The organism is Sphingomonas sp. M6A6_1c, from assembly GCF_053345135.1.
The window spans coordinates 148,023-166,139 of sequence record NZ_JBKEZO010000003.1 but is presented as its reverse complement, the minus strand read 5'-3'; the positions used below and the strand labels follow the sequence as shown (position 1 = coordinate 166,139).

Sequence of the window (18,117 nt, the reverse complement as noted above, 5' to 3'; positions counted from 1 at the left end):
ACCCCAGCCCCCACCCGCATCAATGGTTGTCGCGCGGCAGCCCCATCGTCTGCGCGATCCGCTGGTACTTCTCGGCGCCCTCCAGGATCGCGCCGGTGTTCATCTGGCCGACGACCGCACGCTGGATCTCCTGCCACGGCGTCTGCGACGCAGGATAGGCATAGCCCCCCGCCGCCTCGAGCGCACGGCGGCGCTCCATCAGTTCGGCGTCGGAGATCAGCACGTTCGCCGTCCCGGTGTTGAGGTCCACCCGCACCCGGTCGCCGGTCTTGAGCAAAGCCAGACCGCCCATCGCCGCCGCCTCGGGCGAGGCGTTGAGGATCGACGGCGAACCGCTCGTCCCCGATTGGCGGCCGTCGCCGATGCAGGGGAGAGCATGCACGCCCTCGGTGATGAGATACGCGGGCGGCCGCATATTGACGACCTCCGCCGCGCCGGGATAGCCGATCGGGCCCGCGCCGCGCATGAACAGCAGCGTTTCGGGCGTGATCCCGGTCGCCGGATCGTCGATCCGGTGATGATAATCCTCCGGCCCGTCGAACACCACCGCCGGCCCCTCGAACGCGTTGAGATCGCCGGGGTTGGACAGATAACGCTGACGGAATTCGGGCGAGATCACGCTGGTCTTCATCACCGCCGCGTCGAACAGATTGCCCGACAGCACGATGAAGCCCGCATCCTCGACCAAAGGCTGGTCGAAGGGACGGATCACCTTCTCGTCCTCGATGGCGACGCCGCGGCAATTCTCGCCCATCGTCTTGCCGTTGACGGTCAGCGCGTCCTCATGGATCAGGCCCTGCCCGATCAGCTGGTTGACCACCGCGGGCACGCCGCCGGCGCGATAATAATCCTCGCCGAGATATTCGCCCGCCGGCTGCAGATTGACCAGCAGCGGCACCTTGTGCCCCTCCGTCTCCCAATCCTTGATCGGCAGGTCGACGCCGATGTGGCGCGCGATCGCGGCGAGGTGGATCGGCGCGTTGGTCGAGCCGCCGATCGCCGAATTGACGCGGATCGCATTGTGGAACGCCTGTTTGGTCAGGATGTCCGACGGCTTGAGGTCGTCGCGCACCATCTCGACGATGCGCTTGCCGGTGAGGTACGACACCTCCTGCCGGTCGCGATACGGCGCGGGGATCGCCGCCGAGCCGGGCAGCGACATGCCGAGCGCCTCGCACAGCGAGTTCATCGTCGTCGCGGTGCCCATCGTGTTGCAATAGCCGGTCGACGGCGCCGACGAGGCGACGAGGCGGATGAATTCGGCATCGTCGATCTCGCCCGCGGCGAGCAACTGGCGCGCCTTCCACACGATCGTGCCCGAACCGGTCCGCTCGCCCTTGTGCCAGCCGTTGAGCATCGGCCCGACCGACAGAGCGATCGCCGGGATGTTGACCGTCGCCGCCGCCATCAGGCACGCCGGCGTCGTCTTGTCGCAGCCGATCGTCAGCACGACGCCGTCGAGCGGATAGCCGTACAGCGTCTCGACGAGGCCGAGATAGGCGAGGTTGCGGTCGAGCCCCGCGGTCGGCCGCTTGCCCGTCTCCTGGATCGGATGGACCGGGAATTCGAGCACGATCCCGCCCATCTCGCGCACGCCCTCGCGCACCCGCTCGGCGAGCACCAGGTGATGGCGATTGCAGGGCGACAAGTCGCTGCCGGTCTGCGCGATGCCGATGATCGGCTTGCCCGATTGCAGCTCCTCAAGGCTCAGCCCGAAGTTGAGATAGCGCTCCAGATAGAGCGCGGTCATGTCGATATTCGCCGGATTGTTGAACCAGGCGCGGCTGCGCAATTGCGTCATCTTATTTGGCCACCGAGAGTTTGTAGATCATGACGTGACGATACGGCTTGCCGGGATCGACCCGGGCCGAGGCGAAATTGGGGTGGTTGGGCGCGTCCGGGAATTTCTGCGGTTCCAGCGCGACGCCGTCGCCCATGCGATAGACGTGGCGGCTCTTGCCGATGTAGCTGCCGTCGAGGAAATTGCCGGTGTACATCTGCACGCCCGGCTCGGTGCTCGACACTTCGAGCACGCGGCCCGAGGCGGGGTCTTCCAGCCGCGCGGCGAGGCCCGGCGTCGCGGTCACGCCCTTGTCGAGCGCGAAATTGTGGTCGTAGCCGTGCCCCATCACGATCTGCGGATCGCGGCCGTCGCGCACGCCGTCGGCGAGGATGCGGCGGTTGCGGAAGTCGAACACCGTGCCCGCGACCGGGCGTAGCTCGCCGGTCGGCACCAGATTGGCGTCGACGGGCGTGATCGCCTTGGCCGGGATCGTCAGCCGGTGGCCGAGCGCGCCCATCGGCGATCCCTCGCCGGCGAGGTTGAAGATCGCGTGGTTGGTCATGTTGACCACCGTCGGCTTGTCGGTCTTCGCACCGAAGGCGATCGTCAGCGCGCCGTCGTCGCTCAGCGTGTAGGTGATCGTCACGTCGAGCTTGCCGGGATAGCCCTGGTCGCCATCCGGGCTGGTCAGCGCCATCGTCACCGACCCGTCCTTGATCGTGACGATCCGCCACGGCTGCTTGTCGAAGCCGACCTTGCCGCCGTGCAGCGAATTGACCTTGTCGTTGAGCGGCAATTGATAGCTCTTGCCGTCCAGCGTGAACTTGCCGCCGCCGATGCGGTTGGCGAAGCGGCCGACGGTCACGCCGAAGTAATTGGGATGTTCGGCATAATCCTTGGCGTCGTCATAGCCGAGCAGCACGTCGGCGACCTTGCCGTTGCGGTCGGGGCCGGAGAAGGCCTGCAACGTCGCGCCATAGGTGAGCACCCGCGCCGAGACGCCGTTCGCCGCCGACAGCGTCACCGCCTCGACCGCGGTGCCGTCGGCGAGCGTGCCTGCCGAGTCGCGCCGCGCGGTCGCGGCGTCCGCCTGCGCGGCGACCATCGCCATGAACCCGACGCCTGCGATGATGAGTGCCTTTCGAAGCTTCATTGCCCCCTCCTTGGATGCATCCCCGGCATTGACCCGGCGTGTCTGGGCTATATAGTCTGACAAATACCCGGCGCGCAAGGCAGCCGAGCAGCGCGACAGGCGGAGAGGACGAGATTATGGCAGGACCGATTGGGGTAACGACGAACGGCGCGGCACCCGCCGCTTCAGGCGGGGGCGGATCGTACCGTAAAGCGTTGAGCCTGTTGGCAAGCCTCTTCTTCATGTGGGGCTTCATCACCGTCATCAACGGCGTGCTGCTGCCGCATCTGCGCTCGGTGTTCGAGCTGGATTACACGCAGACGACACTGATCGAATCGGTCTGGTTCATCGCCTATTTCTTCGCCTCGATCCCCTCGGCCAAGCTGATCGAGCGGGTCGGCTATCAGCGTGCGATCGTCATCGGCCTGCTCATCATGGCCGCCGGCGCGCTCGGCATGACGCTCGCCGCCAGCCTGCCCTCTTACGGCGTGACGCTCGTCATGCTGTTCGTCATCGCCAGCGGCATCACGCTGCTGCAGGTCGCGGCGAATCCGTACGTCACCGTCATCGGGCCGCCCGAGACGGGGTCGTCGCGTCTCAATCTGGTACAGGCATTCAACTCGCTCGGCACCACGCTGGCGCCGCTGTTCGCGGGCTATCTGATTCTCGGCCGCAGCCGCAGCGGCACCGCCGAGGCGGGCGCGACGATCAGCCAGGCGCAGCGTTATGCCGACGCGCAGTCGGTCATCCTGCCCTACGTCCTCGTCGCGATCGTGCTGGTCGTGCTCGCGGTGGTCATCGCGCGCTTCCCGCTGCCCGCTCTGGGTGGCGCGACGCAGCGTGCCGCCAAGGCCGATCGCCACCAGCATTCGCTGTGGAAGCATCGCAACCTGACGCTCGGCATCCCGACGATGATCGCCTATCTCCTCGCGGAAATCGGCGTCGCCAACCTGTTCGTCAATTTCGTCTCGCAGCCGCAGATCGCCGCGACGACGCACGAACAAGCGTCGCGCTATCTGTCGCTGCTGTGGGGCGGGATGATGATCGGCCGCTTCGCCGGCAGCTTCATCATGCAGAAGATCGCGCCGGAACGCGTGCTCAGCGTCTTCGCCTTCGGCGCGCTGATCGTCGTCGCCATCGCCACCTTCACCACCGGACCGGTGGCGATGTGGTCGCTGATCGCGGTCGGGCTGTTCCATTCGATCATGTTCCCGACGATCTTCACGCTGGCGATCCGCGGCCTTGGCCCGCTCACCGAGGAAGGCTCGGGGCTGATGATCATGGCGATCGCCGGCGGCGCGCTCGTCGTGGTGCAGGGCTGGCTGGCCGATCATTACGGCCTGCAGAATTCGTTCTTCCTGACCATGGCGTGCGAGATCATCGTGCTCGCTTATGCTCTGTGGGGATCGAAGCCGACGGCCGACCTCGGCGACCAGACCGTAAGCTGAGGACGTCCCACCCGTGACCAGCGGAACACCGCCCCGCGACGGCGCGATCATCGCCGTCGATTGGGGGACGACCAACCGCCGCGCCTATCGGATCGAGGCGGACGGCAGCATCGGCGACCGGATCCGCGACGATCGCGGCGTGCTGGCGATGGCGGCGGCGGATTATCCCCCCGCGCTCGCCGCGCTGCGCGACCGGCTCGGCGACCTGCCGGTGATCGCCGCGGGGATGATCGGCTCGACCCGCGGCTGGTATGAGGCGCCGTACGTCCCCGCCCCCGCCGACCTGCACGCGCTGGCGATGGCGGCGCTGCGCATCGACAAGGCCGGGCTGACCATCGTCCCCGGCGTCTCGCTGCTCACCGACACGCGCGCCGACGTGATGCGCGGCGAGGAATTGCAGGTGCTCGGCGCGATCGCCGCCGGCCTCGCCCCCGCCGAAGCCCTGTTCTGCCAGCCCGGCACGCACAACAAGTGGATCGCCACCGAAGCGGCGCGGATCGTCGACGTCGCCACGGTGATGACCGGCGAATTGTTCGCGCTGCTCAAGGGCCACGGCATCCTCGCCGGCATGCTCGACGGTCCGGTCGCCGACGGCGCCGCCTTCCGCGACGGCATCGCCCGCGGCGCCGGCGCGGTCGACCTCGGCACCGCTTTGTTCGAAGTGCGCGCGAGCGTCCTGCTCGGCCGCCGCGCCCCCGACGACGCCGCGGCCTATGCCAGCGGCGTGCTGATCGGATCGGACGTCGGCGCGCGCGCGCTCGACGGCCGCACCGTGCATCTCCTCGCCGAGGGTGCGCTCGCCGACCTCTACAAGATCGCGATCGAGGCGCGCGGCGGCGTCACCGTCGCGGTCGACGCCACCGCCGCCTTCCTCGGCGGCGTCCACCACCTGCGCGGGCACTTAGGGCTGTGACCGCGCGCCCGTCGCATAACCCCCGTCACCCCGGTCTTGAGCCGGGGTCCCGCTACCTCATGACGGTGGAAGAAGCGGGACCCCGGCTCGAGGCCGGGGTGACGAACGATGGCGAACGTCGTTCACCCCTCATCCGCCCATTTCCGGAGCAACCCAGATGACCGATCCCGCCACCCGGTTCGCCGAGGCCTTCGCCGCCTGCCCGCTCGTCGCGATCCTGCGCGGCCTCACCCCCGCCGAGGCCGAGGGCGTCGGCGACGCGTTGGTCGACGCCGGCTTCACCCTGCTCGAAGTCCCGCTCAACTCGCCCGATCCGCTGACCAGCATCGCCGCCATGGCGAAGCGCTACGCCGGCCGCGCGATGGTCGGCGCCGGCACCGTCCTCACCCCCGAGGCGGTCGCGCAGGTCGCCGACGCCGGCGGCGAGCTGATCATCTCGCCCAACACCAATACCGACGTCATCCGCGCCTCGGTCGCGCGCGGCCTCGTCTCGCTGCCCGGCTATTACAGCCCGAGCGAGGGCTTCGCCGCACTCGCCGCCGGCGCGCATGCGCTGAAGCTCTTCCCCGCCGACGGCGCCAGCCCCGCCTTCCTCAAGGCACAGCGCGCCGTGCTGCCCAAGACCACCCGCGTCCTCGCGGTCGGCGGCATCTCGCCCGACAATATGGCGCAATGGCGCGCCGCCGGTGCCGACGGCTTCGGCCTCGGCTCCAACCTCTACCGCGCCGGTAAATCCGTCGCCGACGTCGCGCGCGATGCCGCGGCGTTCGTCACCGCCGCCAAGGATCTCGCATGACCGCCTCCCGCCTTCTCCAGCAACGCCTGCCCGACGGCACCCGCCGCGTCCTCCTCGCCGAGGAGACCGCCAACGTCCTCACCGGCGTCGCCACCACGCGTGAGCTCGCGACACAGGCGATCGCCGAGCGCGTGTCGCTGCTCGACGCCGCCCGCGCGCGCCGCTCCGACGAGACGGTCGACCTCGCCGGGGCGCTCGCCGCCGGCACGTTGCTGCCCGCGATCGATCATCCCGATACGGCGCGGCTGATGCTCGCCGGCACCGGCCTCACCCATCTCGGCTCGGCCGCCGGCCGCGACGCGATGCACAAGGCCGCCGCCGCCGGCACGCAGACCGATTCGATGCGCCTGTTCCTCGAAGGGATGGAGGGCGGCCGCCCCGCCCCCGGCACGGTCGGCGCGCAGCCCGAATGGTTCTACAAGGGCGACGGCCAGTCGCTCGTCGCCCCCGAGGCGCCCTTGGTGTCGCCGTCGTTCGCGCAGGACGGCGGCGAGGAACCCGAACTCGCCGGCATCTATCTGATCGGCGACGACGGCACCCCCTTCCGCCTCGGCATCGCGCTCGCCAACGAATTCAGCGACCACATCACCGAGCGGCACAATTACCTTTGGCTCGCGCATTCCAAGCTGCGTGCCGCATCGCTCGGCGCCGAATTGCTGCTCGGCGAACCGCCCGCGGATATCCAGGGCACCAGCCGCATCGAGCGCGATGGCGCGACTTTGTGGGAAAAGCCGTTCCTGACCGGCGAGGCGAACATGTCGCACACGCTCGCCAATCTCGAACACCATCATTTCAAATATGCCTCGTTCCGCCGCCCCGGCGACATCCACGTCCATTTCTTCGGCACCGCGACCTTGTCGTGCGCCGACGGCGTGCAGACGCAGGCCGGTGACGTTTTCTCGATCCAGGCGGCGCCGTTCACGCTGCCGCTCCGCAACCCCCTCGCGCTTGCCGATGCGGCGCCCGTTCAGGTGACCGCGCTGTGAGTCAGAAGATCCGTCTCGCCCTCGTCGGCATGGGCAAGATCGCCCACGATCAGCACGTCCCCGCGATCGCCGGCAATGCCGACATCACCCTCGCCGCCACCGTCAGCCGTCATGGCGAAGGCGTCGCCGACGTGCCGCATTTCAGGGACATCGACGAACTGATCGCCAGCGGCCTCGGCATCGACGCGGTGGCGCTCTGCACCCCGCCGCAGGTGCGCCGCGCCATCGCCGCGCGGGCGATCGCGCAAGAGTGGCACGTCTTCCTCGAAAAGCCGCCCGGCGCGACGCTCGCCGAAGTCGCGCAGCTCCGTGCCGCCGCGGATGCGGCGGGGATCAGCCTCTTCGCCAGCTGGCATTCGCGCTACGCGCCCGGCGTCGAGCCGGCGCGCGCCTTCCTCGCCGATGCGACGATCACCAAGGTGACGGTGACCTGGCGCGAGGATATCCGCGTCTGGCATCCCGGACAGGCGTGGATCCTCGAAGCCGGCGGCTTCGGCGTGTTCGATCCGGGCATCAACGCGCTGTCGATCGTCACCCGCATCCTGCCGCGGCCATTCTTCATCGAGGAGGCCGAGCTCGACTTCCCGGCGAATTGCGACGCGCCGATCGCCGCGCGCATCCGCTTCTCTGACGATGCCGGCCTGCCGATCGAGGCCGATTTCGACTTCCGTCAGGAAGGCCCGCAAAGCTGGGACATCGCCGTCGAGACCGACCGCGGCACGCTGACGCTGCACGACGGCGGCGCCCGCCTCGTCCTCCCCGACGGCAGCGAAGCCGAGCAGCAGGCGGCGCTGCACGGCGAATATGCCGGCCTCTACCACCGCTTCGCCGAGATCGTGCGCGCGGCGACCAGCGACGTCGACATCGCCCCCCTCCGCCACGTCGCCGACGCCTTTCTCCGCGGCCGCCGGATCACCGTCGAACCGTTCGTCGAGTAAGGCGCGGAGAAGGATTTTCGCGCAGAGACGCGGAGACGCAAAGAAGAAGGACGGGCCGCGTCAGCGGTCCATTTACCGTCCCGCCGTTGGTACAGAGGGCGCTTCGCGCCGGGTCCAACACCTCCGCGCCTCCGCGCCTCTGCGCGAACAACCCTTCTTCCTTCCCTTCGCGCCTTCGCGCCTTCGCGCCTTCGCGCCTTCGCGTGAAAAATTCGACGCCGGCGTCCCGGACCGGAGCCATCGACCGATACGTACTCGGCATCGCAAAAGAAGATTATCACGCGAAGGCGCGAAGGTGCGAAGGCGCAAAGAGAAGAAGGGTTCACGCGGAGACGCGGAGGCGCGGAGATGAACCGCACGGCGCAAAGCCCCGCCCGACAACACCGGTAGAAAAGCGGCGACGCTAACCCAACCCGTCCGTGCCGAGCCACCGAAGCACGGTGAGACTCGAGCCCTCTTCTTCTCCGCGCCTCCGCGCCTCCGCGTGAATCGCCTTCTCTGCGCCTCTGCGCGAACCCGCCTGTCCTACACCCCGCGCATTTGCTACCAAGGCAAACGACGAACACCGCTCTTTCTCATCAGTGCAGAAACGGAAACGATCAGGGGGAGATCGTTTCCATTCAGGTGTCCAACTTGTCCATGTTGCCGCATTTCAGCCGCAATTGGCCGCCGCGTCGCCGATCGCCGTATAGACCGCATCCAGATCGGCATCGTCGATGCAATAAGGCGGCATCACATAGACGGTATTCCCCAACGGCCGCAGCAGCAGGTCGCATTCGCGGAAGAACGCCAGCAATCGCGGCCCGAGCGCGGACAGATAATCCGCCCCGTCCGCGCCCAGATCGACCGCCGCGATCGTCCCCAGCACGCGCGGATTGCGCACCCCGCGCAAACCGCCGAGCCGCACCGCCTGCCGCGCCGCCAGATCGGCGACCCGTTCCAGCACCGGCTCGTCTTCCCAGATCGCGATATTCGCCGCCGCCGCCGCGCAGGCGATCGGATTGGCGGTGTAGCTGGACGAGTGGAAGAACATCTGCGCGCGATCGTCGCTGTAATGCGCCTGATAGATCGGCTCGGTCGCCATCGTCACCGCCAGCGGCACCGCACCGCCGGTCAGCCCCTTGGAAAGACACAGGATGTCCGGCACGACCTCGGCCTGTTCGCACGCCAGCAACGTGCCGGTCCGTCCCCAGCCGGTCATCACCTCGTCGGCGATGAACAGCACGCCATGCCGCGCGCAGATCGCCCGCATCTCGGCAAGCACCCACGCCGGATAGGTCAGCATCCCGCCGGCGCCGACGATCAGCGGCTCGACGATCAACGCCGCCGGCGCGTCGCGGCACGCCGCCTCCAGCGCATCGAGCGTCGCCTGCTCCGCCCCCGCCGCGGGAAACGGGATCGTCGCCACGTCGAATAGCAACGGCGCATAGGCCCGGTTGAACGCCCCCCGCGCGCCCACCGACATCGTCCCGATGGTGTCGCCGTGATAGCCGTGTTCGAGCACGAGGATGCGATGCCGCGGCTCGCCCCGGTTGAGCCAATAGCCCAGCGCCATCTTCAGCGCGACCTCGACCGCGGTGGACCCCGAATCGGAGAAGAACACCCGCGTCAGCGCCGCCGGCATCAGCCGCAGCAGCCCCGCCGCCACCGCCTCCGCCGGTTCGTGGCTCCACCCGGCGAAGATGATCTGGTCGAGCCGGTCCGCCTGCGCCGCGATCGCCGCCATGATCCGCGGGTTGCGATGACCGTGCGTCGTCACCCACCAGCTCGAGATCGCATCGACGATCCGCCGCCCGTCCCTGGTGAACAGCGCCGCGCCCTCGCTGCGCACGACGGTCGGGATCGGCTCGCCCAGCCCATGCTGGGTGAAGGGATGCCAGATCGGCGAACTCATACGAAATCCTCCGTCCTGAACCCCTTGGCGAACGCCTGCGCCAGCGTGTCCGCATCGAGCGGCGCGATCCGTCCCAGCCGTCCGAGCCGCCGTACCCCGCCGATCCGCGCGATCGTCGCCTCGCTGTCCTCCTGCGCATCGCCGACGAAGGCGACGCCGAGGATCGGCACGCCGCGGCTGCGCAACGCCTCGATGCTGAGCAGGCTGTGGTTGATCGTCCCCAGCGCGGTCCGCGCCACCAGCACCACCGGCGCCCCCCAGCGCGCGAACACGTCGGCGTAGAGCAGATCGTCGGCGAGCGGCACCAGCACGCCGCCCGCGCCCTCGACCACCAGCGGCCCGTCGACCAGCGGCCGCGCCAGCCGTTCGGGATCGATCGTCACCCCGTCGATCGCCGCGGCGCGATGCGGCGAACACGGCGTCGCCAGCCGATACGCCTCGGGCAGCACCCGGGTCACGCCGAGCCGCCGCACCGTATCGCCGTCGCCGCCCTCGTCCAGCCCGGCCTGCACCGGCTTCCAATAAGTCGCGCCGAGCGCCACCGCGAGCCCCGCGGCGAACACCGTCTTGCCGATCTCGGTATCGGTCCCCGTCACCACGATCGTCGTCATCGCAGCACCTCCCCCAGCCCGGCGATCGCCGCTTGGTCGACGTTGAGCGTGACCGACACGCGCAGCCGCGCGGTCCCCGCCGGCACCGTCGGCGGCCGGATCGCCCGCACGTCGTAACCCGCCGCCCGGCACCGTTCGGCAAGCGCCACCGCCGCGCCGTCCGCGCCGACGATCACCGGCACGATCTGCGATCCCGTCGCCCGCCCCAGCGCCGCCTCCGCCGCCGCGATCAGGTCCCAGAGCCGCGCCTGCCGCTCCGGCTCGTCGGCGAGGATGCGCAGGGCTTCGCGCACCGCCACCGCCATGAGCGGCGACGGCGCGGTCGAAAAGATGAACCCGCGCGCGCGGTTGACCAGCATGTCGCGCAGCACGCGGGGCACGCACAGCAAACCGCCCTCCGCCCCCAGCGCCTTGCCGCAGGTGTGCAGGGTGACGACGTTCGGCCGGTCGTGGAGCCCCGCCGCGAGCCCCCGCCCGCCCTCGCCGAACACGCCCGTCGCATGCGCCTCGTCGATCAGCAGCATCGCCTCGTGCCGCTCGGCCAGCGCGACCAGCGCGGCGAGCGGCGCCCGGTCTCCGTCCATCCCGTAGAGGCTTTCCACCGCGATCCACGGCGTCCCCTTGCCGCCGCCGGCGCGCCAGTCGCGGATCGCATCCTCGAACGCCGCCACGTCGTTATGCGCCGCCGCCACCCGCGGTGCCCGCCCCAGCCGCATCCCGTCATGCGCGCTCGCATGGATCAGCGCATCGTACACGACCAGATCGCCCGGCTGCGGCAGCGTCGCCAACGCCGCGACATTGGCGGCATAACCGTTGGCGAAGAACAACGCCGCCTCGCTGCCGAAATACGCCGCCGCCTCCGCCTCCAGCGCCTCATGCTCGGGATCGTTGCCGCGCAACAGCCGCGATCCCCCCGAACCGATGCCGACCCCGCGGTCGAGCGCCGCCGCCACCGCGCCGCGCAGCCGCGCCGACGCGCCGAGGCCCAGATAATCGTTCGAGGTGAAATCGGCGCCGCTGCGCGGCACCAGCCGTCTCAGCCGGTCCGCGCCCGCCAGCCGGGCAAGATCGTCGCGATAGAATTGCAGCATCGCCGCCTCTTAGCGAAACCGTGCGCGCATGCCATCATCCAGCGCTGGCCATCCCCCCGCCGCATCCGATACGGCGGCACGATCGATGCGCGACGACCGAAGGACCATGCGACGATGTTGAGGCGATTCCTTGCCGCCCTCCTGCTGCTGGCGGTGCCGGCTGCCGCCGGTGCCGCACAGCGCGGGCCGACGCCGGTCGTCCTGCCGCGCACGATCCTGTTCATCGGCAACAGCTTCACCCAGGGCGCGCATTCGGCGGTGCGCAACTGGCACGCCGGCACCGTTACCGACCTGGCCGGCGCGGGTTATGGCGGCGTACCGGCCTTGTTCAAGGAATTCACCGAGGAGGCCGGGCTGCGCTACGCGGTCAGCCTCGAAACGCAGGGCGGGCAGAGCCTCGCCTTCCACTACGACCAGCGCCGCCATCTGTTCGACCGCGCCTGGGACGTCGTCGTGCTCCAGGAATTCAGCACGCTCGACCGCGACCGCCCCGGCGATCCCACCCGCTATATCCGCAGTGTCGGCCAATTGGCCGCCCTGTTCCGCGCGCGCAACCCGGCGGTCCGCATCGACCTGATGGCGACGTGGAGCCGCGCCGACCAGACCTATCTGCCGAACGGCCGCTGGTACGGCCGCGGCATCGCCGCGATGGCAGACGACCTGCGCATCGCCGCCGAACGCGCGCGCCGCGCGCATCCGACGATCACCGGCGTCATCCCGGTCGGCCAGGCGTGGACGCGCGCCTTCGCGGCGGGCGTCGCCGATCCCAATCCCTATGACGGCACCGCCTACGGCCAGGCCAATTTCTGGTCCTACGACCAATATCACGCCAGCACCGCGGGCTATTATCTGGAGGCCCTGATGGTGTTCGGCCGCATCACCGGCGTCGATCCGCGCACCCTCGGCCGCAACGAGCGCGCAGCCGACGAACTCGGCCTGTCCCCCGATCTTGCCGCCTCGCTGCAACTCATCGCGCGCGAGCAATTGGCCGCGGGCTGATCCTCCACCGCCATGCGCCCGACGGATGGCCTACCAGGCGGCGAAGCGCGCCTTCGGCACCGCCGGTCCGGTCCGCGGCGGCCCCAGCCGACCGTCACGCCCCAGCGGCAGCACCGCCATCGCCGGGCTGCGCTCGTTGGCGACCAGCATCTCGCCCGCCTCCGGCCGCAACAGGAAGAACCGCGGCCAGTCGCCGCCGCACGGCGCCTGCTCGATCAACCGCGGCCGCAGCGGATCGTCGAGCGCGAACACCGCGATCGTGTTCGGCCCGCGATTGGAGGCATAAAGCCGCCGCCCCTGCGGATCGATCGCGATATGGCCGACATAGCCCTTGCTCCCCGCCGGCAGCGTCGGCTGCACGTCGAGCGCGGTCAGCCTGCCGTCCGCCTCGATCCGCAGCGTCGTCAGCGTGCTGACCAATTCGCTCACGACGTACGCGAGGCGCTTGGTCGGATGCCAGGCGAGATGGCGCGGCCCCGATCCCGCCGGCGCCTGCCACGCGATCCGCGTCTCGACCGCGCGCCCCTGTTCGATCCGATGCGCGAATACCGCGTCAGCGCCGAGATCGACCACGTAGAGCCAGCGCCCATCCGCGCCGAACCCCACCCAATGCGGATGCGGCCCCGCCTGCCGCGACGCGTTCGGTCCGGAACCGCGATGGCGGATCAGCGTCGGGGCGCCCGGCACATTGCCGCGCAGGCGATGGAGCGACACGGTCCCGCCGCTGTAATCGGCCACCGCCGCCACCGTTCGATCGGGTGCGATCGCCAGATGCACCGGCTCGCCGCCGCCCGTCGCCGCCTCGCCGCGTGCTCGCCAGCCGCGATCGAAGCCGATCAGCCGCCCGCCGCCCTTTCGCGTGAAGACAGCGAGCCGTCCCCCCGCACCATCGGGCACGACCCATTCGAGACCGTCGCCGATTTCCAGCGGCCGTACGCCCCCGCCCGCGACGAGTGCGAACGCCCCGCCGTCGGAGGATGCCGCGACGCCCTCGCCCGCCGCGCGCGTCGCTGCGGCGGGTACGGCGATGCCGACGCCGATCCCGGCGATCAGCGCACGCCGGTCGAGCGCGAACCCGTCATCGCCCAGCGGATCAGACCCGCATCGGCATCAGCACGTAGAGCGCCGGTGCCTTGTCGTTCTCGCGGATCAGCGTCGGCGCGGCGGCATCGTTGAGATGCACCTCGACGACATCGCCGTCGATCTGGCCGAGGATGTCGAGCAGATAGCGGCTGTTGAAGCCGATCTCGAACGGCAGCGAGACGTATTCGCCCGGCACCTCTTCCGCCGCCGTGCCGTTTTCGGGGCTGGTCACCGACAGCGTGATCTTGTCGCGATCGAGCGCCATCTTCACCGCGCGCGTCTTTTCGGTCGCGATCGTCGAGACGCGGTCGACGCCCTCCTCGAAGCTGCGCGGATCGAGTTTCAGGATCTTGTCGTTCGCGGTCGGGATGACGCGCGAATAATCGGGGAAGGTGCCGTCGATCAGCTTCGAGGTCAGCACCGCCTGCCCCAGGTCGAAGCGGATCTTGGTCCCCGACAGCGACACGCCGACCGAACCGTCGACCTCGTCGAGCAATTTGCGCAATTCGGCGACGCATTTGCGCGGCACGATCACGTCGGGCATCCCCGCCGCGCCCTCGGGCCGCGGCAGCGTCACGCGCGCCAGCCGGTGGCCGTCGGTCGCCGCCGCCTTGAGCGTCGGCTCGGCGGCATCGTCCTGGACGTGGAGGAAGATGCCGTTGAGATAATAGCGCGTCTCCTCTGTCGAGATCGCGAAACGCGTCTTGTCGATGATCTGCTTGAGCGTCTCCGCCGGGATTTCGAACTGCGTCGGCAGCTCGCCCTCGGCGATCACCGGAAAGTCGTCGCGCGGCAGCGTGCCGAGGCTGAACCGCGCACGGCCCGCGACGATCGACATCCGCCCCTCCGATGCGGCGAGTTGCACCTGGCTGCCGTCGGGCAGCTTGCGCGCGATGTCGAACAAGGTGTGCGCCGACACCGTCGTCGATCCCGGCTGGTCGACCGCCGCCGCCACCGATTCGTTGATCTGCAAATCGAGGTCGGTCGCCATCAGCCGCAACTGCCCCTCGGCGGTCGCTTCGAGCAGCACGTTCGACAGGATGGGGATGGTGTTGCGCCGTTCCACCACGGACTGGACATGGCTCAGCCCCTTGAGGAGCGTTGCGCGTTCGATGGTCGCCTTCATGATCTTAATCCCCGTCCCCCGAGTCCGGGGCAAGTTTCCCCTGTCCTACCCATGAAAAAGGGGTTGGAGCAAGCGCGAGCACCCCTCGGGCGATTCCGGTTAACGGTGGGTTAGCGGCGCGGGGGCGGCGCCGCGGCGAAAGCCGTTGCTTTTGCCGCATTGCGATCCGACACGGACGGCATGACGCAGCCCCCCGCCCCCTCCGCCCGCCAGGGCCGCGACTTCATCGCGCGCCACGGCGAAACCGTGTTCAACGCGGCGCGGCGGTTGCAGGGTGACCATCCGCATACGCCGCTGACCCGCGCCGGCTTCGCGCAGGCGGAGGAGATGGGGCGGGCGCTGCGCGCGCTGCTCGGCGCGAAGCCGGCGCTGACGCTCTGGGCGTCGCCGACCGGGCGCGCGTTGCAGACGCTGAGCGTCGTCGCCGAACATCTCGAACTCGACTGGCACGCCGCGCATACCGACGCGCGGCTGGTCGAGATCGGCATGGGCGCCTGGGGCGGGCGCTATTATGCCGAGGTGATCGGCGAGGTGGGCGCGGTGGTGACCCCCGACGGGCTGCTCCGCCCCGCCCCGGACGGCGAGGATTACCGCCAGATCGCCACGCGCGTCTCGGGCTGGCTGGCGGACACCGACGCGCCCGGCGACCGGCTGGTCATCATGCACGGCATCTCCAGCCGGGTGTTGCGCGGCGCGATGACCGGCGCAGCCGCGCACCCCGAATGGGGCGCGCCGATCGCCGCCGGCCTGCCGCAGGGATCGTTGGTGTGCATCGAGGGCGCGCGCGAATCGATCGCGCACCTCGGCAGCGGGCACGCGCCGGCGTGAAGGCGCTGCTCCTCGCGCTGCTGATCGCCGCGCCGGCGGGCGCGCGCGACACGATCGGCGTCTACCGAAGCTGGGGGGCGTTCCGCGATACGGTGCCGGCGCGCTGCTATGCGATCGCACGCCCGGTCACTGCCGGCGGCCGCAGCACCGGCTGGGCGAGCGTCGCGACCTGGCCGGGTCGCGGCCTGCGCGCCTCGCTCCACGTCCGCCTGTCGCGCCCGCGCGACCGTTCGGCACCGGTGACGCTGACCGTCGGCGAGCGCCGCTTCGACCTCGCCGCCAACGGCCTCGACGCCTGGGCGACCGACGGCCCGAGCGACCATGCGATCGTCGCCGCGATCCGCTCCGGCCGCAGCATGAGCATCGAGGCGGTCGCCACCGGCGGGCGACCGTTCGCCGATGTCTATCTGCTCGCCGGCGCCGCGACCGCGATCGATGCGGCGGCGCTGGGGTGCGTCCGCTAGCCGGTCCGCCGCCCGTTGCCGAAGGCATGGCAAATCGCGCCATTTTCGCCTATATGCCGGCGATGCTCGACAGCGTTGCTCCCCCCATGCCCATTCCGGGCCATATCGATCCCGTACCCGTGCCGCGCGCCAAGACGTTCCGCGAGGACGGGCGGATCGACCTGATCGGCCTCGGCAAGGACGCGTTGCGCGAGACGCTGCTCGACGCCGGCATGGAGCTGCGGCAGGCGAAGCTGCGTGCCAAGCAGATCTGGCATTGGCTCTACAATCGCGGCGCCACGGAATTCTCGGCGATGACCGATATCTCCAAGACGATGCATCCCTGGCTCGAGCAGCGCTTCGTCATCGGCCGGCCCGAGGTGGTCGAGGCGCAGGTGTCGACCGACGGCACGCGCAAATGGCTGCTGCGCTCGCCCGACGGGCAGGATTACGAGGCGGTGTTCATCCCCGACGCGGATCGCGGCACGCTCTGCGTGTCGAGCCAGGTCGGCTGCACGCTCAACTGCCGCTTCTGCCACACCGGCACGATGCGCCTCGTCCGCAACCTGACCGCGGGCGAGATCGTCGGCCAGGTGATGCTCGCGCGCGATGCGCTCGGCGAATGGCCGAGCCAGCCCGAGGGCCGCATGCTCACCAACATCGTGATGATGGGCATGGGCGAGCCGCTCTACAATTTCGACGCGGTGCGCGACGCGCTGAAGCTGGTGATGGACGGCGACGGCCTGGCGCTGTCGAAGCGCCGCATCACGCTGTCCACCAGCGGCGTCGTGCCGATGATGGCGCGCGCCGGCGAGGAGATCGGCGTCAACCTCGCGGTATCGCTCCATGCGGTGACGAAGGAGGTGCGCGACGAACTCGTGCCGCTCAACAAGAAATATGGCATCGAGGAGCTGTTGCAGGCCTGTGCCGATTATCCCGGCGCGAACAACGCGCGCCGCATCACGTTCGAATATGTGATGCTCAAGGACAAGAACGATTCGGATGCCGAGGCGCACGAACTCGTTCGGTTGCTGCGCAAATACGACCTGCCCGCCAAGGTGAACCTGATCCCGTTCAACCCCTGGCCGGGCGCCGCCTACGACACGTCGACGCCCGAGCGCGTGCGCCGGTTCAGCGACATCATCTTCGAAGGCGGCATCTCGGCGCCGGTCCGCACCCCGCGCGGTCGCGACATCGACGCCGCCTGCGGCCAGCTCAAGACCGCCGCCGAGAAGAAGAGCCGCGCGCAGATGGACCGCGAGGCCGACGAAAAGATGGCCGCGCTTGGCTGATCCGCTCACGCTCGCCCTCGCGGCGGGCGCGGGTCTGCTCGGGGGCGCGATGAACGCGCTCGCCGGCGGCGGCTCGTTCGCGACGATGCCGACGCTGATCGCGCTCGGCCTGCCCTCCACCGTCGCTAATGCGACCAGCAACGTCGCGGTCCAGCCCGGTGCGGTCGCCAGCGCCTGGGCCTATCGCGGCGGGCTCGCCCCGCTCGGCGGCGTCGGGGTGCGGACGCTCTCGGCGATCACCTTCACCGGCGGGCTCGCCGGCAGCCTGTTGCTCGTCTGGACGCCGGCGCGTGCGTTCGACGTCATCGTGCCGTGGCTGCTGCTCGCCGCGACGATCGCGATCGCGCTCGGCCGCCACGCCTCCGACTGGCTGAGCGCGCGTTTCACCGCCGGCCCGCGCAGCCTCGTCGCGGGACAGGCGCTGCTCGGCGTCTACGGCGGCTATTTCGGTGGCGGCGTCGGCATGATGCTGACCGCGATGTGGGGGCTGCTCACCGGCGCCAGCCCCGCCGAACTCGCCGCGCCGCGGACGCTGATGCTCGCGGTCGCCAATACCGCGGCGACGATCGTCTTCGTCGCCAGCGGCATGGTCGCCTGGGCCTTGTGCCTGCCGATGATGGTCGGCTCGATCGTTGGCGGCTATCTCGGCGCGCTGGTCGGGCGCAGCCTGCCACCCGGCCTGATCCGCGGCTGGACGCTGCTGGTCACGACGGTGACCACCGCGGTGTTCTTCTGGCGCGCTTATGGCTGAGGC

At 69.7% G+C, this 18,117-nt stretch carries 17 protein-coding genes; 10 read left to right on the top strand and 7 right to left on the bottom strand.

Translation table 11 applies throughout. The annotated features are described in order from the left end of the window. Positions 1 to 19: 19 nt before the first annotated feature. Positions 20 to 1,801 (bottom strand): IlvD/Edd family dehydratase, encoded by a 1,782-nt coding sequence (locus tag ACLBWH_RS06865; RefSeq protein WP_322848666.1) that lies wholly within the window; start codon positions 1,799 to 1,801, stop codon positions 20 to 22. 1 nt (position 1,802) lies between these two features. Next, entirely contained in the window at positions 1,803 to 2,894 is a 1,092-nt protein-coding gene (locus tag ACLBWH_RS06860) for an aldose epimerase family protein (protein ID WP_447798199.1), read from the bottom strand. A 158-nt stretch (positions 2,895 to 3,052) separates the two neighbouring features. Here ACLBWH_RS06860 and ACLBWH_RS06855 point away from each other — a divergent pair, with 158 nt between their 5' ends. The 5 genes from ACLBWH_RS06855 to ACLBWH_RS06835 all read left to right on the top strand — a co-directional run bounded on the left by ACLBWH_RS06855 (position 3,053) and on the right by ACLBWH_RS06835 (position 7,996). Next, positions 3,053 to 4,363, top strand: coding sequence for a sugar MFS transporter (locus ACLBWH_RS06855; RefSeq protein WP_322848665.1), 1,311 nt, complete (start codon positions 3,053 to 3,055; stop codon positions 4,361 to 4,363). A gap of 13 nt (positions 4,364 to 4,376) precedes the next feature. After that, entirely contained in the window at positions 4,377 to 5,276 is a 900-nt protein-coding gene (locus ACLBWH_RS06850; protein WP_447797733.1) for a 2-dehydro-3-deoxygalactonokinase, read from the top strand. Between the two features lie 157 nt (positions 5,277 to 5,433). Further along, positions 5,434 to 6,072 (top strand): 2-dehydro-3-deoxy-6-phosphogalactonate aldolase, encoded by a 639-nt coding sequence (locus ACLBWH_RS06845; RefSeq protein ID WP_322848663.1) that lies wholly within the window; start codon positions 5,434 to 5,436, stop codon positions 6,070 to 6,072. Further along, positions 6,069 to 7,058: an AraD1 family protein gene (gene araD1 / locus ACLBWH_RS06840; protein ID WP_447797732.1), complete on the top strand. Its 990-nt coding sequence runs from the start codon at positions 6,069 to 6,071 to the stop codon at positions 7,056 to 7,058. The genes ACLBWH_RS06845 and araD1 overlap by 4 nt, the downstream gene beginning before the upstream one ends. Then, complete coding sequence (locus ACLBWH_RS06835; protein WP_447797730.1) at positions 7,055 to 7,996, top strand: Gfo/Idh/MocA family protein; 942 nt, start codon at positions 7,055 to 7,057, stop codon at positions 7,994 to 7,996. The genes araD1 and ACLBWH_RS06835 overlap by 4 nt, the downstream gene beginning before the upstream one ends. Before the next feature lie 652 nt (positions 7,997 to 8,648). Here ACLBWH_RS06835 and ACLBWH_RS06830 read toward each other — a convergent pair. Genes ACLBWH_RS06830 through ACLBWH_RS06820 form a run of 3 tightly spaced genes read right to left on the bottom strand, consistent with a single transcriptional unit; the run spans position 8,649 to position 11,592 of the window. Next, a complete protein-coding gene (locus ACLBWH_RS06830; RefSeq protein WP_447797728.1) occupies positions 8,649 to 9,890 on the bottom strand; it encodes an adenosylmethionine--8-amino-7-oxononanoate transaminase in 1,242 nt (413 codons plus the stop codon). Next, entirely contained in the window at positions 9,887 to 10,501 is a 615-nt protein-coding gene (bioD, locus tag ACLBWH_RS06825; RefSeq protein WP_447797726.1) for a dethiobiotin synthase, read from the bottom strand. The genes ACLBWH_RS06830 and bioD overlap by 4 nt, the downstream gene beginning before the upstream one ends. Next, positions 10,498 to 11,592, bottom strand: coding sequence for an 8-amino-7-oxononanoate synthase (locus tag ACLBWH_RS06820; RefSeq protein WP_447797725.1), 1,095 nt, complete (start codon positions 11,590 to 11,592; stop codon positions 10,498 to 10,500). The genes bioD and ACLBWH_RS06820 overlap by 4 nt, the downstream gene beginning before the upstream one ends. A gap of 114 nt (positions 11,593 to 11,706) precedes the next feature. Here ACLBWH_RS06820 and ACLBWH_RS06815 point away from each other — a divergent pair, with 114 nt between their 5' ends. After that, positions 11,707 to 12,591, top strand: coding sequence for a DUF4886 domain-containing protein (locus ACLBWH_RS06815; RefSeq protein ID WP_447797723.1), 885 nt, complete (start codon positions 11,707 to 11,709; stop codon positions 12,589 to 12,591). 30 nt (positions 12,592 to 12,621) lie between these two features. Here ACLBWH_RS06815 and ACLBWH_RS06810 read toward each other — a convergent pair whose 3' ends face one another. Together ACLBWH_RS06810 and dnaN are read right to left on the bottom strand one after the other, a co-directional pair. Then, positions 12,622 to 13,488 (bottom strand): lactonase family protein, encoded by an 867-nt coding sequence (locus ACLBWH_RS06810; protein WP_447797722.1) that lies wholly within the window; start codon positions 13,486 to 13,488, stop codon positions 12,622 to 12,624. Between the two features lie 196 nt (positions 13,489 to 13,684). After that, positions 13,685 to 14,800 (bottom strand): DNA polymerase III subunit beta, encoded by a 1,116-nt coding sequence (gene dnaN / locus ACLBWH_RS06805; RefSeq protein WP_137897391.1) that lies wholly within the window; start codon positions 14,798 to 14,800, stop codon positions 13,685 to 13,687. 180 nt (positions 14,801 to 14,980) lie between these two features. Here dnaN and ACLBWH_RS06800 point away from each other — a divergent pair, with 180 nt between their 5' ends. From ACLBWH_RS06800 to ACLBWH_RS06785, 4 genes are read left to right on the top strand one after another with little or no spacing between them, the layout of a single operon-like run. Beyond that, positions 14,981 to 15,628: a histidine phosphatase family protein gene (locus ACLBWH_RS06800; protein WP_447797720.1), complete on the top strand. Its 648-nt coding sequence runs from the start codon at positions 14,981 to 14,983 to the stop codon at positions 15,626 to 15,628. Further along, the gene (locus tag ACLBWH_RS06795) at positions 15,625 to 16,092 is read left to right on the top strand and encodes a hypothetical protein (RefSeq protein ID WP_447797718.1); all 468 of its coding nucleotides are present in this window, start codon (positions 15,625 to 15,627) and stop codon (positions 16,090 to 16,092) included. The genes ACLBWH_RS06800 and ACLBWH_RS06795 overlap by 4 nt, the downstream gene beginning before the upstream one ends. Before the next feature lie 26 nt (positions 16,093 to 16,118). After that, complete coding sequence (rlmN, locus tag ACLBWH_RS06790) at positions 16,119 to 17,363, top strand: 23S rRNA (adenine(2503)-C(2))-methyltransferase RlmN (RefSeq protein ID WP_447797717.1); 1,245 nt, start codon at positions 16,119 to 16,121, stop codon at positions 17,361 to 17,363. Then, positions 17,356 to 18,114 carry a sulfite exporter TauE/SafE family protein gene (locus ACLBWH_RS06785; protein ID WP_447797715.1) on the top strand — a complete coding sequence of 253 codons (759 nt, stop codon included), beginning with the start codon at positions 17,356 to 17,358 and terminating at the stop codon, positions 18,112 to 18,114. Before rlmN ends, ACLBWH_RS06785 begins: the two co-directional genes overlap by 8 nt. Positions 18,115 to 18,117 lie beyond the last annotated feature (3 nt).

Bases quoted from the DNA above. Each gene is read 5' to 3' on its own strand.
- ACLBWH_RS06865 (WP_322848666.1), bottom strand. From the start codon at position 1,801: ATGACGCAATTGCGCAGCCGCGCCTGGTTCAACAATCCGGCGAATATC.
- ACLBWH_RS06860 (WP_447798199.1), bottom strand. From the start codon at position 2,894: ATGGCGATGGTCGCCGCGCAGGCGGACGCCGCGACCGCGCGGCGCGAC.
- ACLBWH_RS06855 (WP_322848665.1), top strand. From the start codon at position 3,053: ATGGCAGGACCGATTGGGGTAACGACGAACGGCGCGGCACCCGCCGCT.
- ACLBWH_RS06845 (WP_322848663.1), top strand. From the start codon at position 5,434: ATGACCGATCCCGCCACCCGGTTCGCCGAGGCCTTCGCCGCCTGCCCG.
- araD1 (WP_447797732.1), top strand. From the start codon at position 6,069: ATGACCGCCTCCCGCCTTCTCCAGCAACGCCTGCCCGACGGCACCCGC.
- ACLBWH_RS06830 (WP_447797728.1), bottom strand. From the start codon at position 9,890: ATGAGTTCGCCGATCTGGCATCCCTTCACCCAGCATGGGCTGGGCGAG.
- bioD (WP_447797726.1), bottom strand. From the start codon at position 10,501: ATGACGACGATCGTGGTGACGGGGACCGATACCGAGATCGGCAAGACG.
- ACLBWH_RS06820 (WP_447797725.1), bottom strand. From the start codon at position 11,592: ATGCTGCAATTCTATCGCGACGATCTTGCCCGGCTGGCGGGCGCGGAC.
- ACLBWH_RS06815 (WP_447797723.1), top strand. From the start codon at position 11,707: ATGTTGAGGCGATTCCTTGCCGCCCTCCTGCTGCTGGCGGTGCCGGCT.
- dnaN (WP_137897391.1), bottom strand. From the start codon at position 14,800: ATGAAGGCGACCATCGAACGCGCAACGCTCCTCAAGGGGCTGAGCCAT.
- ACLBWH_RS06800 (WP_447797720.1), top strand. From the start codon at position 14,981: ATGACGCAGCCCCCCGCCCCCTCCGCCCGCCAGGGCCGCGACTTCATC.
- rlmN (WP_447797717.1), top strand. From the start codon at position 16,119: ATGGCAAATCGCGCCATTTTCGCCTATATGCCGGCGATGCTCGACAGC.